The following is a 12,761-nucleotide window of genomic DNA, read 5'->3' on the forward strand; positions in this document are numbered from 1 at the left end:
CAGACTACCAGCGCAAGTGTGCAAAGGCACGGTTGGCTTGGGCCATACGGTGCACTTCTTCCTTTTTCTTAACAACACCACCAGTGTTGTTATACGCGTCGATAATTTCGTCTGCCAAAGCTTCGTTCATCGGAACGCCCTTGCGGCTGCGAGCTGCATTCACCATCCAACGGAAAGCCAAAGCTTGTTGACGCTCGAAAGAGATCTCAACGGGCACCTGATAGGTAGCACCACCCACACGGCGGCTCTTCACTTCAAGCTTAGGACGCGAGTTTTCAAGCGCACCCATAACTAGGTCTACAGGATCGCCTTTTTCGAGTTTTTCACTTACACGCTGGAAAGCAGTGTAAACGATTTTCTGAGCCACGGTGCGCTTACCACGCTCCATGATCATGTTCACAAGATTGGCAACCAGAGTGCTATTATAGCGAGGATCTGGAATAAGAGGACGTTTTACGGCTTGGCGACGACGTGACATAGTAAGAAAGAAATAAGATTTAAGAAATCAGAATCAAGAAACAGCTAAATTAAGAAACAGCTAAACTAAGAAACACTTAGCAGGCCTCAGGAAGCATCCTTAGGACGTTTCACACCATACTTCGAGCGACTACGGCGACGCTTCTCAACACCGACACAGTCAAGCGTGCCACGCACGATGTGATAACGCACACCGGGAAGGTCCTTCACACGACCACCACGCACAAGCACGATACTGTGCTCTTGCAGATTGTGACCTTCGTCAGGAATGTAGGCAATCACTTCGATGCCATTAGTCAAACGAACCTTAGCCACCTTACGGATAGCAGAGTTCGGCTTTTTAGGCGTACGAGTCATAACTTGAACACAGACACCACGGCGAAATGGGTTCTTGTCCAGGTGACGAGACTTGGATTTTACCTTTTGAACAACACGAGGGTTGCGGACTAGTTGGTTAATTGTTGGCATTGAAATTGATCGCTGGAATTAGAGAAAGACGGCGAAAGTAGCGCTTGGCCTTTCCTGTGCAAGTACCTTTTTGCATTTTTTTCGAGGTAATCAAGCAGGGCCTTGCCATGCTTCACATAAGCCACTCCCCCGTTAGCCCACGAGCACAGGCCACAAGCGCGCTTGGGACCGATTCGAAAAGCCCGCAAGGGCCGCACACTCGAGAGAAAGATACCATAATTCTCAAGCTTGCAAATACAGCACCGACTCTCAATCTGCGCGCATGCTCACTAGCCTATTCGGATATTGTTCCTTAATCGCCTTCGCTTGGCTCTGCTCAAGCTCTCGTAAAGACATCAACTGGCGCACAGTCATAGGAGCCATCCTGATACAATTCGGATTTGGCGCATTGGTATTGTTCTCCCCATGGGGCAAATTTGGGCTCGAAGTGCTCTCCGTCATGGTGGGTGACGTCATTAGCTTCGGCTTCGTGGGCATCGAATTTCTATTCGGAGGACTCGCAGGACACCAACACAACTTAGGCTTCCTCTTCGCATTCACCGTATTACCAGTAATCATATTCTTCTCCTCACTGATCTCCGTTCTCTACTTCTTAAGGGTGATGCCTATTATAGTCGCCTCACTAGGCGGTGTAATCCAAAAGCTACTCGGCACCAGCCGCGCGGAGTCCCTCAGTGCGACAGCCAACATTTTTGTGGGACAAACCGAGGCCCCGCTCGTCATCAAACCCTACCTTAGCAGAATGACCAAGTCGGAGTTTTTCGCAATTATGGTGGGCGGGCTATCCTCTATAGCTGGTAGCGTCATGGCCGGCTACGCCAGCATGGGGGTCAGCTTGGAATTCCTACTGGCTGCCTGCTTCATGGCCGCCCCCGCAGGCCTACTCTTCGCCAAACTACTGCTACCCGAGACTGAAGAGCCGAACAACGAAAAGCTGCCCGAAGACATTGAAGGGGCCCCGGTCAATGTATTTGATGCGGCTGCGCAAGGTGCCAGCGACGGGCTCAAGCTCGCGCTCAACGTAGGCGCCATGCTCATCGCATTCGTCGGGCTGATCGCACTAAGCAATGGCATACTTGGCAATGTGGGCGACCGCCTCGGACTGGAAGGCCTCAGCATACAACTATTACTGGGCTACGCATTTTGCCCGCTCGCATGGATTCTCGGCATCCCATGGGAGCAGGCAATTCAGGGCGGCGCGATCATTGGCCAAAAAATCGTGCTCAACGAATTTGTAGCCTTCCTAGAATTCACCCATATACAAGAGACGCTCAACCTGCGCAGCCAGGCAATCCTAACCTTCGCTCTTTGCGGCTTCGCCAACTTCTCATCGATCGCGATCCTACTCGGCGGCCTCGGCAGCCTGATACCAGAGCGCCGCAGCGAAATCGCGCAATTAGGCATGCGCGCCCTGCTCGCCGCCTCACTGGCAAATTTCTCAAGCGGAGCAATTGCCGGAATGCTGGTGCAGTAAGCATTTCAGAGTTGCCAATCCAGTAAGCCTTGGCGTTCTTTGGAGGTATGAAACTCATCGACGGCAACGCTATTGCAGAATCCATTATCGAAGAACTCACCGTTCAGGTTGGCCAAATCCAAGGCAAGAAGCCAGTCGTGGCCTTTATTAGAGTCGGAGACGACCCGGCATCGGTTTCCTACGTGCGTAAAAAGGAAAAGACAGCCGAGCGCATCGGCATCGAAAGTCGCCTCTACCTGCTGCCAGAAGATGTCAGCAAAGAAGCGCTATTTGCACAAATCGACAGCCTAAATGCCGACCCCGACATCAATGGAATCCTCATACAAGCACCACTCCCATCACATATCGACGAAACAGAGACTTTCAATCGCGTGCTGCCCAACAAGGATGTCGACGGATTCAACACTCTAAACATCGGTAAACTTTGCCAAGAAGATGACAGCGGCTTCGTCGCCTGCACGCCTGCGGGTATCGTCGAACTAATCAAGCGTAGCGAGATCGAGACCGAAGGTAAACACGTCGTCGTGCTAGGCCGCAGTCAAATCGTAGGCAAGCCTGCCGCACTACTCATGATGCGTAAGGCACTCCCAGGCAACGCCACGGTCACCATTTGCCACTCCCGCACACAAGACCTGCCTAGCATCACACGCCAAGCGGACATCCTAATCGCCGCCATAGGCCGCGCCAATTTCGTAACAGGCGACATGGTTCAAGACGGCGTCGCAGTCATCGACGTTGGCATCAATCGCGTCGAGGATCCGAGCAAGAAACGGGGCTACCGCCTAGTAGGTGATGTTGAGTTTGACGCAGTCGCGCCCAAAGCGTCACAAATCACACCCGTCCCAGGCGGCGTCGGCCCAATGACCGTCGCCATGCTCATGCACAACACATTGCGTGCATTTAAAGCTGCCCAAGCCGGATGAGTTTCCCCGACCCCAACCAGCACGAGCCCAAAAAAGAACAGTCACATCCCACGCCTCCCAGCGCGGGCAACTTGCTCGACTCGATCTTTCGCAAGGACGGCCCCATGCCGACTGCCAGCATCCCCCTGCGTGCGTTTGCCTTCTTACTGGACTTCATCCTGATTTCGGCCGTAGCCTCGGTCATCATCTGGAAGATCGTATTACCGCAGTCTCACCCAGCCGCGTTCACTGAACTTACAGAATGGACCCAGGCGTTGATCACGTGGTATGGCGAAAACGGTGCCACAGCAGGCGCCACCATCCCAGAACCCAGCAAAAGCCTAGTCCGCGCGCTGGCTGTCGCCAACGAACTGCAGATGCTCACTTTTTGGATCTACTTTGCCATTGGAGAAGGATTCTTCGCTGGCAGCTCACTAGGCAAACGCATCTGCCGCATACGCAGCGTCAGCACCGTAACACTTGGAGCTCCGCCAATCATGGCCGGTATCGTACGCGGCGGCCTAAAAACACTTACGCTCTACCTATTTTTCCCCTTCGGACTAATCGCCACCCTCGCGACGCTATTTTTCAACAAACGCCGACAAATGGGGCACGATATGATGAGCCGAACCGCCGTCATTGACGAAAAAAACGTAAATATTCAAACATCCAAGTGAGGTACATTGCCTATGAACCATCTAGTGTTTTCTGTTTTACCTAAGCCAACGAGTCCGTCACACTCACACTTGACAGTAGAAACATCCATCCAACTACGATCATCCACCTCAAGAAAAGCGCTATTTTGATCAAGAAACACCAGCCAAAAATCCTCGTCGTCGACGACCAGCCGATCAACATTAAGCTGCTTCAGCGTAAACTTGAGCGCCAGGGCATGGAAGTCTACGTTGCCTATAATGGGCGCGAATGCTTAAGCACTGTAGCTGAGACCAAGCCGGATCTGATTTTGCTCGACATTATGATGCCTGAGATGGATGGCATCGAAACCTGCCAACGCCTCAAGTCAAACCCCGAGACCGAGACGATTCCGATCATTTTCATCACCGCCAAGGCCTCTAAAGAAGGCAAACTAGAAGGCCTCGATGCAGGCGCCGTCGACTACATCACGAAGCCAATCGATTTAGACGAAACACTCGCCCGCGTGCGCACACAGTTACGTCTACAAGAGATGTTTCGCGAAAACCTCCAACTACAAATACGCTTGGGAGATGCTCGTAAGGCCGCCGCCGTTGGCGCCATCACGCAAGGCATCGCACACAACTTAAACAATTTGCTAGGCGTCGTGGTCGGCTACCTCGACCTGATCAAGAATGGCCACGACAGCCCCGACATGGTCAAACACAGCGTCGGATTAATGGACAACGCCATCAATCGCATGGTCAACATCATCCGTCAACTAGGCACCATCGCCAACAATGAGCGACTCGAACTCACAGCATTACCTGTCTCGGACCTAATCGATAGCAGTATCGAACGCTTCCGCTCGGAATATGATGTACCTGCAATAGTGACCATCGAATCCTCACTCGACAGCGACACTAAGATCTCGGCCAACGCCGAAACTTTCGAAATCATTCTTGGTAAACTCCTGATCAATGCGTGGGAGAGCTACAATAAGGACACACCCGATGACTCACGCAGCATTCACCTAAAGGCCAGCATCAATCGCGAGCGTGGACCTGCCATGCTACAATTAGAAGTCACGGACCATGGAACAGGCATCGCACCCGAGGTGAGCGACACACTCTTCGAGCCATTTATCACCACCAAGACCTCGGTCGGCCGAGGCATGGGCCTCACCATCGCCCGCCACACGCTACGCAACCTTGAGGGCGAACTTCACCTTAAGGAAAAGCCAGAAGGCGGCGTCACGGCAACCATCAAACATCCACTATAAAAGGCTTAGTAACAGGCTTAAAATTTCAATCGCCCAGCTAGATCATCTACATCAACTGGCACACACACACTGACTCATGTCCATACGCATTGCATTTATTGGAGCCGGCCGCATGGCCTCAGCCATCGTCCGCGGACTCCTCGATAAGGAACACTACGCCCCCGAAGAGATCGCCTGCACCTGTGGCGACGATCCCACCGGCCCTGCACTAGCCGAAGCAACTGGCATCCAGTTTCTAGAAGACATCACGCCTGCCCTGTATGAGGCCGAGGCCGTAGTGCTCGCCTGCAAGCCTCAACAGTTCGCGGCGATCAGCCCCGAACTCGCCGAAGCCGCACGCGGAAAATTAATACTCTCCATCCTCGCAGGCACTCCGCTGACTCGCTTAAGCGAGAAGTTTGCACATGCGCGCAACGTGGTGCGCACCATGCCCAACACTCCGGGCCAAATCGGCGCGGGTGTGACGGCCTATGCTCCACTCCGCGAGTTGTCTGACAAAGACAATACTATCGTCGAGAACACACTCAGCTCCTTGGGCAACTTCCACGAAGTGGAAGAGTCCGACCTAGACGCTGTCACTGCACTCAGCGGCAGTGGCCCCGCCTACGTATTTGAATTTGCAGCCGCACTGCGCGAAGCGGGCGTCAATTGCGGCCTCGACGAAGGGCTCGCCGACGCCCTCGCCATCGACACACTACTCGGCGCCGCAATGCTACTCGCAGAAACTGAAGAAACACCGGAAGCACTGCGCGACGCAGTGACCTCCCCAGGAGGCACGACCGCCGCCGCGCTCAAGGTATTTCAAACAGGCGGATTCCGCAGTTTGGTCGACCAAGCGCTCGCAGCCGCAAAAGCACGCTCACTGGAGCTCGCTGCCGAATAAACAACGCCCCTGCACGGAGCGCTGGGCGCAGGACACGTCCGGCAGTTTTGGTGCTTTTCGCCGCTCTGCTAATATTTGACGCTGCACCCGTAAGGCACGGTGTTCGCATCAGCAATAGGCTCTCCCGCCTGCGCGCTATCGTAAGCGGCCTGCACATAATTTTTAGCCTTAGCAATGTCACGTTGACGCGTCGACTTAATGCTATCGATTGCTCCTTGGTAAATTAAAGTACCTTCCGGATCGATCAGATACATGTGAGGCGTCGTGCGAGCTCCATAAGCACGCCCGACCTGCCCCGATGCGTCCAACAGCATCGCAGTCGAAAGCATTTCTTTATCCTTACGTAAAGCTTCTCCCTCCGCGGCTGTCACATAGCCCTGCTTCCCTTCGGCCGAAGAAACGACCTGCAGCCAAACAACACCGTCCTCGGTCATCGACTTTTGTAGCGCCTGCATATCCCCATCCCCGTAGTGCTTCATGACAAAGGGACAATGGTGATTTGTCCACTCCAGCACAACATACTTGCCAGCGAAATCAGACAAACTGTGCGACACACCCGTGGTATCACTTAGGGTAAAATCAGGCGCTTTCGCACCGGTTTCCACGCTGGCCAATAGTGAGGAGGCAAAGACAAACGAAGTCGCGAAAAGAAGAGAGAGTGATTTTTTCATAATAAGATGTAGTAGAATCGATGATTCGCCTACTAACAGACTCGATTTTAGCGCAAATTCAAGTGACTAGTAGAGATTCTAAAAAGCCTTGAGCCTATCCCTATTTTAGAATTAAAAAGCACGTATAAAGCGTCCACTTAAATAAATTAAGCTCATCTATGAATGCACTCATCTACAGTAACGAATATCCACCTTATAACTACGGCGGCGCAGGAGTGCACGTTGAGTATTTAACCCGAGAACTTTCTAAACTGTCCGACGTCGATGTCGACGTGCGCGCCTTCGGCGATCAGACTGAATCCGACTATCCGCTCAAAGTCAAAGGCTACCCCGTCGACACCAGTCAATTCGGCGCGCCCAAGCATTTACACTCCATTTTCGGCAGCTCACAGCGCGCAATCAGTTACAATGCCGACGGCAACGAAGCGGACGTCGTGCACTGCCACACATGGTACACCCACCTGGCTGGCATCATGACTAAGATGAACTATGGGATCCCGCTAGTGATTACGGGGCATTCCCTGGAGCCACTCCGCCCCTGGAAGCGTGAACAACTGCAAGGCGGCTACGACTTCAGCAGCTGGGTCGAAAAGACCGCACTCGAGATGGCCGACGCCGTGATCGCGGTGTCCGAAGGCACCAAAACCGACATTTTAAAACACTTCAATGTCTCGCCCGAAAAAGTCCATGTTATCTATAACGGCATCGACACCGAAGAATACCAGCCAGTCGACCCCAGCCCCGCATTGACTAAGTTTAAGATCCCCAACGACAAGCCTTACGTGCTCTTCGTCGGACGTATCACCCGCCAGAAAGGCATCATTCATTTGGTCGAAGCGATCAAATACATGAACAATCACTATAACGTAGTACTCTGCGCCGGCGCCCCCGACACTCAAGAGATCGCCGCCGAAATGAAAGCCGCCGTAACGGAGGCCAGTAAAGAGCGCGACGGCATTTACTGGGTCGACGAAATGGTCGATAAGACTGACATCATTCAACTCTACTCAGGCGCGGCCGTCTTCTGCTGCCCCTCCATTTACGAGCCCTTCGGTATCATCAATCTCGAAGCGATGGCCTGCGAGACTCCCGTAGTCGGCTCCGCAGTCGGCGGCATTCCCGAAGTTGTCGTTCATGATGAGACTGGCTTTCTAGTCCCTGTAGCGCAACAAAACGAGAGCCCCTTCGCCCCACTACATCCAACCGCTTATGCTAAAGACCTCGCGCATCAGGTCAATCGACTGATGGACGACCCCGCGAAGCGCGAACGCTTCGCTAAGGCCGGTCGCAAGCGTGCCGTCGAACAATTCAGCTGGAAAAGCATCGCTGAACAAACTGGCAACCTCTACGCCTCTCTCAAGAACTCTTAATTGCCCATTCCTCTTTCTCAATTTCTCCCGTAATGTCTCTTCTAGCCAAAACCGCAGGCACTCGTCGTGTCGTCATTGACCACGTCACTCCGTCGATCGACGGCGGACGCAATCCCTTTAAACGCGTCATCGGCGACTGGATCGTCTTTCAAGCGAATGCCTTCGCCGACTCCCACGACCTGTTGCAGGTCGAACTGCGCGTTCGTAAAGTAAACACCGAGCACTGGCAAGTGCTGCCAATGCAAGCGCTCGGCAATGACGAATTCGAGACGACCTACCGCACCGACAGTATTGGACTCTTCGAATATGAAGTCGCCGGCGTAGTCGATCATTACGGCAGCTGGCATGAAGGCTTCAAAAAGAAGCATCAGGAAGGCGTCCCCCTAGACTTGGAGTGCCGCATCGGCGCCGAACTGCTGGAGCAAGCAGCCAAGCGCGCAAGCGAAGACCACGCCGAACAACTGCGCGAATGGGCCACCCACTTGGCCGACTCTAGCGCCGACATCGAAACGCGCATTAGCCTCGCTTATAGCCGCCACGTAACCGATATCGCACGCAGCTACCCACAGCGCGCCTGGGAAACCACCAGCCCTCTCTCGCTAATGCTGATCGAGCGCGAACTGGCCGCATTCAGCGCATGGTATGAATATTTCCCACGCTCTTGCGTCTATGACGGCCACACACATGGCAGCTTCAAAGATGCCGCCAAGCGCCTGCCCGAGATTCACGAGATGGGCTTTAACATCGTTTACTTCCCACCAATCCACCCGATCGGTCGCGAGTTCCGTAAAGGTAAAAACAACACCCTCACCCCCGGACCTGACGACGTCGGCAGTCCGTGGGCAGTGGGCGCAGCAGAGGGCGGCCACAAATCCATCCTCCCCGAACTCGGCAGCCTCGAAGATTTTCAACACTTCCTCGATGAAGCCGAAATGCGCGGCATGGAAGTCGCCCTCGACATAGCCTTTCAATGCGCACCGGATCACCCTTGGGTCAAAGAACACCCGCAATGGTTCCGCTGGCGTCCAGATGGCACCGTCCAATACGCCGAAAACCCGCCCAAAAAATATCAAGACATCCTCCCGATTAACTTCGAGTCTGACGACTGGGAAAACCTCTGGGACGAGCTCAAGGGCGTCTTCGAATTCTGGATCGAGCAAGGCGTCAAAGTCTTCCGAGTCGACAATCCTCACACCAAGTCGATGGAATTCTGGCGCTGGTGCATTCTCAACATCAAGGCTCGGCACCCCGAAGTCATTTTCCTCGCCGAAGCTTTCACTCGCCCCAAGCGTAAGTATTTCCTAGCCAAAGGCGGCTTCACCCACGGCTACACATACTTCACTTGGCGTAACACTGCAGCCGAACTGCAGCAATACGTCGAAGAGCTGACACAGGGCGATTCCAAGGACTATTTCTGGCCCAACTTCTGGCCCAACACGCCCGACATTCTACATGCCGACCTTCAGACTGGCAACCGCGCCACCTTCATCGGCCGCTACATACTCGCCGCCACTCTCTCCTCCAATGTCGGTATTTATGGGCCTGCCTACGAACTCCTCGACCACGAACCCTATCCTGGCAAAGAGGAGAATAACCACAGCGAAAAGTATCAACTCAAAGCTTGGGACCTCAACCAGCCTGGCAATATCAAAGCTGAAATCGCCCGTGTAAATGCGCTACGTAACAATCACGAAGCTTTCCAACGCACATTTAACGTACAGTTCATCCCCTGTAACAACAGCCATATCATCGCCTACTTAAAACAGAACTTTGAAAAGACCGACCGTTTCATAGTGGTCGTCAATATGGACTGGGAAAATAAACAAGTCGGCACACTCGACCTCAGCGGAGAAGCCCTCGGCCTCGCCCACGCGGGCAACCTACGCCTCGTCGATCAATTCGCCGCAAAGCCCACAGAGTACATCTGGCACGACACCACTCCTTACCTTGAGCTCAACCCGCAGACCTGTCCCGCTCATATTTTTCAAATTATCGACTAAAGCTTAAAGCAAAGGGGCACATACGACCGACTCCGGCCATGCTCTAGCCGTATAGTTCGACAAAAAACGCATACTTCATCTGCTGCCAATGAATCGGCTCAGTTAGTGCTTCGTGGTGCCCTAATATAAAAGAATCATGCGTCATTCAGTATTAGTCCTCCAAATCACCCTACTCTCGCTGCTCGCGGGATGCGCAACCTTGCCCGAGAAGGCGATCATCACCAAAAAACATGTTGATCGTGCAATTGAAATCGAAGAGACATTCGCACACAACAGCGCAGAGTTCGCCCCGGCCGGCGAGTCTTGGTTTGAAATCAAACACGGCAGTTCGAATGTGCTGATCGTAGCCCCTCACGCCACTCGACCCACGCGCGAGGGAAAACTGCGCTTTCCAGATGGTGGCACGGGATCACTGGCTGTCATGCTTGCGGAGCTGACGGATTCCACCGTGATCTACACCACCTATGCCAGCCCCTCCGATCCAAACTACTACGATGACAACGACTTTAAACGTGCACTGGCACAACTCATCGAAACGGAACAGCCTCGACTGGTGCTCGATATCCACGCCTCGCATTGGTATCGCCCATACGATGTGGACTTCGGCACTATGAATGGTGCAAGCATTCGTGGCAACCGCTGGATTGTGACCTCGCTCATGTCCTACCTACAGCAGGAAGGCATGTCGAATTTTTCAATGGATTACTTCGCGGCCACTGCACACCAGACCGTTACGAAATTTGTCACGGCCATGGGCACTCCCTGCATTCAACTTGAAATCAACTCAAATTACACGGGCCACCAGTATGACAGTGAAACAGTCCGACCACAAATGTTCGCACAAGCACTGCAAGGGCTCGTGCGCTTCGTCGAATACGTGAAACAAAATAAATAACCATTCGCCGCCTGGAGCAGACCATATAGCAATCACATAATTAAGATATACGATTCCAATCATTGACTGCACGACTTGCAGCGAAATAGTTGCGAAAATTATGCCTACCTACCAAAAACTCACATCCACACTCGCAATCCTAAGCGTCACATGCGCGACCTACGCGGACGACACAGCCGATCTTTCCGGTAATTGGAGAGAACTGCGACTCGAAACTCCCGCCGCTCTCATCGAGACTTATTATAATATAAGCACAGGCGAAACGCGCAGATCCAGCGACTCTCAGGATTATGCGCAGAGTGGAGAACTTTTAGTGGATACTTACTATAGCAGTGATTTTGCCACCGAGGCCAGCAGCCTGAGCATCGACGCCTCCGGCAATATCAGCGGAGGCGCAGCAGCCCAAATTCTCGACTATAACCGGGGGCGCCTACTGGCCAAAGATGACGGCGAATCTTTAGCCGATGCCAGCCCGGCTTACGTGAATCTAGCGAAAGACATCATTACTAACTCCACTGCGGACTCCAACAGCCAAGAGCTCAGCATTGTCCTGCGACAGCCGGCAAGCCTGAGCCTAAGTGAACTCGACGGCAAATGGGGCCTGGGCAACGCTTATATTGGCTCTGCGATGCAGGAGACCTACTATAATCAGAGTACCGATAATCAACGTCACTCTGATATTAGCGATTACGCGCGGGAAGGTGAGCGATTGGTCGATCTACACCGAATTGAAGATTTCGAAAGTAATTGGGGCACACTCACCATCAATGATGGCTCCTTCAGTGGACTCTTTTCAGGCAGCATATCTGTCAATGGTGTTCGCCCCGTAGTCGCCCCGGGCGACGACACCAGCCCGATGACCATGAACATCAATGCTGCCAAAGATGTGATTGTACACGTCAAAACGGAAGCAGGCGAATACGTGGAACTCATCATCATCAGCAAGCTCCCCTCTTCCCTAAACCTGGCAGAGCTGTCTGGCAACTGGCGCTACACCTCCCTATTCATCCCTATCGAGATGACGGAAAGCTACTATAATAGCCAAACAGGAAACAGCCGCACGGGCGATATTAACGACTATGCCGGCAGCACTGGCTTGAGCGAAGAACTCGTAGACATCTACTACACGGACGAGTTTTCCACCAAACAAGGTAACATTCACATCGACTCCTCCGGCAATGCCAGCGGGGCCATCAATGGTAGCTTCAGTATTGCCAATACTGAAAACTCGCTGCTGTTCAACGATTCGGGAGATCTTGCTCCTTTGTATATTAATGCCTCTAAGAACTTTGCCTACAATTTTAGCCAAGACACCTATGGCGTAAACATCAGCCTGCTGACAAAGATCAGTAGCGATACGCCCGAAACCTTCGAAGAAAGCGTGGACCTACGATTGGTGCAAGTCGACGGTGAAGCCGTATTCACCCTCAACGGGAGCAACGACCTTAAAATCGTAAGCAGCCAAACTCTGGGTACTGCAGCCAGCACATGGGCTGAATTGAGCGACTCAGAAGGCAGCAGCATCATTACTCGCAGCGATGCCGCAGCCACCTCAGAGTTTTATAGCGTCACTCCGCGCACCGAAGCAGAGTAATCGCTAGAAAAATAGCATGCACACTCTACGCGCGGCAATCGCTGGATTGCCGCGCCCTTGCTCGCCGCTGAATCAGGCGCCATTCTGAAAAACGCTCTATTTTTCAAAAAAA

At 53.0% G+C, this 12,761-nt stretch carries 12 protein-coding genes; 9 read left to right on the plus strand and 3 right to left on the minus strand.

Annotation, left to right across the window (positions count from 1 at the left end):
* Positions 1–4: 4 nt before the first annotated feature.
* Positions 5–478 carry a 30S ribosomal protein S7 gene (gene rpsG, locus QEH52_RS07920; protein ID WP_308949568.1) on the minus strand — a complete coding sequence of 158 codons (474 nt, stop codon included), beginning with the start codon at positions 476–478 and terminating at the stop codon, positions 5–7.
* An 86-nt stretch (positions 479–564) separates the two neighbouring features.
* Positions 565–945, minus strand: a complete 381-nt coding sequence (gene rpsL / locus QEH52_RS07925; RefSeq protein WP_308949569.1) for a 30S ribosomal protein S12 — start codon at positions 943–945, stop codon at positions 565–567.
* A gap of 262 nt (positions 946–1,207) precedes the next feature.
* Here rpsL and QEH52_RS07930 point away from each other — a divergent pair, with 262 nt between their 5' ends.
* The 5 genes from QEH52_RS07930 to proC all read left to right on the plus strand — a co-directional run bounded on the left by QEH52_RS07930 (position 1,208) and on the right by proC (position 6,119).
* The gene (locus QEH52_RS07930) at positions 1,208–2,419 is read left to right on the plus strand and encodes a NupC/NupG family nucleoside CNT transporter (RefSeq protein ID WP_308949570.1); all 1,212 of its coding nucleotides are present in this window, start codon (positions 1,208–1,210) and stop codon (positions 2,417–2,419) included.
* A 47-nt stretch (positions 2,420–2,466) separates the two neighbouring features.
* Complete coding sequence (gene folD / locus QEH52_RS07935; RefSeq protein WP_308949571.1) at positions 2,467–3,342, plus strand: bifunctional methylenetetrahydrofolate dehydrogenase/methenyltetrahydrofolate cyclohydrolase FolD; 876 nt, start codon at positions 2,467–2,469, stop codon at positions 3,340–3,342.
* A complete protein-coding gene (locus QEH52_RS07940; protein WP_308949572.1) occupies positions 3,339–3,998 on the plus strand; it encodes an RDD family protein in 660 nt (219 codons plus the stop codon). Before folD ends, QEH52_RS07940 begins: the two co-directional genes overlap by 4 nt.
* A gap of 125 nt (positions 3,999–4,123) precedes the next feature.
* The gene (locus QEH52_RS07945; RefSeq protein ID WP_308949573.1) at positions 4,124–5,236 is read left to right on the plus strand and encodes a response regulator; all 1,113 of its coding nucleotides are present in this window, start codon (positions 4,124–4,126) and stop codon (positions 5,234–5,236) included.
* 76 nt (positions 5,237–5,312) lie between these two features.
* Positions 5,313–6,119 (plus strand): pyrroline-5-carboxylate reductase, encoded by an 807-nt coding sequence (proC, locus tag QEH52_RS07950; RefSeq protein WP_308949574.1) that lies wholly within the window; start codon positions 5,313–5,315, stop codon positions 6,117–6,119.
* A 68-nt stretch (positions 6,120–6,187) separates the two neighbouring features.
* Here proC and QEH52_RS07955 read toward each other — a convergent pair whose 3' ends face one another.
* Complete coding sequence (locus QEH52_RS07955) at positions 6,188–6,790, minus strand: thioredoxin family protein (RefSeq protein ID WP_308949575.1); 603 nt, start codon at positions 6,788–6,790, stop codon at positions 6,188–6,190.
* Between the two features lie 158 nt (positions 6,791–6,948).
* Here QEH52_RS07955 and glgA point away from each other — a divergent pair, with 158 nt between their 5' ends.
* The 4 genes from glgA to QEH52_RS07975 all read left to right on the plus strand — a co-directional run bounded on the left by glgA (position 6,949) and on the right by QEH52_RS07975 (position 12,649).
* Positions 6,949–8,160: a glycogen synthase gene (gene glgA / locus QEH52_RS07960; RefSeq protein WP_308949576.1), complete on the plus strand. Its 1,212-nt coding sequence runs from the start codon at positions 6,949–6,951 to the stop codon at positions 8,158–8,160.
* A gap of 32 nt (positions 8,161–8,192) precedes the next feature.
* Positions 8,193–10,160: an alpha-1,4-glucan--maltose-1-phosphate maltosyltransferase gene (locus tag QEH52_RS07965; RefSeq protein WP_308949577.1), complete on the plus strand. Its 1,968-nt coding sequence runs from the start codon at positions 8,193–8,195 to the stop codon at positions 10,158–10,160.
* A 136-nt stretch (positions 10,161–10,296) separates the two neighbouring features.
* Positions 10,297–11,055: a hypothetical protein gene (locus QEH52_RS07970; RefSeq protein ID WP_308949578.1), complete on the plus strand. Its 759-nt coding sequence runs from the start codon at positions 10,297–10,299 to the stop codon at positions 11,053–11,055.
* 100 nt (positions 11,056–11,155) lie between these two features.
* Positions 11,156–12,649 (plus strand): hypothetical protein, encoded by a 1,494-nt coding sequence (locus QEH52_RS07975; RefSeq protein WP_308949579.1) that lies wholly within the window; start codon positions 11,156–11,158, stop codon positions 12,647–12,649.
* Positions 12,650–12,761: the final 112 nt, after the last annotated feature.

Source organism: Thalassobacterium maritimum, assembly GCF_031127805.1.
GTDB classification, from domain to species: Bacteria; Verrucomicrobiota; Verrucomicrobiia; order Opitutales; family Coraliomargaritaceae; genus Thalassobacterium; species Thalassobacterium maritimum.

What these genes read in the sequence shown, in the direction of transcription:
- QEH52_RS07970 (WP_308949578.1), top strand. Translation starts at nt 10,297, where the DNA reads ATGCGTCATTCAGTATTAGTCCTCCAAATCACCCTACTCTCGCTGCTC.
- QEH52_RS07955 (WP_308949575.1), bottom strand. Translation starts at nt 6,790, where the DNA reads ATGAAAAAATCACTCTCTCTTCTTTTCGCGACTTCGTTTGTCTTTGCC.
- QEH52_RS07940 (WP_308949572.1), top strand. Translation starts at nt 3,339, where the DNA reads ATGAGTTTCCCCGACCCCAACCAGCACGAGCCCAAAAAAGAACAGTCA.
- folD (WP_308949571.1), top strand. Translation starts at nt 2,467, where the DNA reads ATGAAACTCATCGACGGCAACGCTATTGCAGAATCCATTATCGAAGAA.
- QEH52_RS07965 (WP_308949577.1), top strand. Translation starts at nt 8,193, where the DNA reads ATGTCTCTTCTAGCCAAAACCGCAGGCACTCGTCGTGTCGTCATTGAC.
- rpsG (WP_308949568.1), bottom strand. Translation starts at nt 478, where the DNA reads ATGTCACGTCGTCGCCAAGCCGTAAAACGTCCTCTTATTCCAGATCCT.
- rpsL (WP_308949569.1), bottom strand. Translation starts at nt 945, where the DNA reads ATGCCAACAATTAACCAACTAGTCCGCAACCCTCGTGTTGTTCAAAAG.
- QEH52_RS07975 (WP_308949579.1), top strand. Translation starts at nt 11,156, where the DNA reads ATGCCTACCTACCAAAAACTCACATCCACACTCGCAATCCTAAGCGTC.
- proC (WP_308949574.1), top strand. Translation starts at nt 5,313, where the DNA reads ATGTCCATACGCATTGCATTTATTGGAGCCGGCCGCATGGCCTCAGCC.
- QEH52_RS07930 (WP_308949570.1), top strand. Translation starts at nt 1,208, where the DNA reads ATGCTCACTAGCCTATTCGGATATTGTTCCTTAATCGCCTTCGCTTGG.
- glgA (WP_308949576.1), top strand. Translation starts at nt 6,949, where the DNA reads ATGAATGCACTCATCTACAGTAACGAATATCCACCTTATAACTACGGC.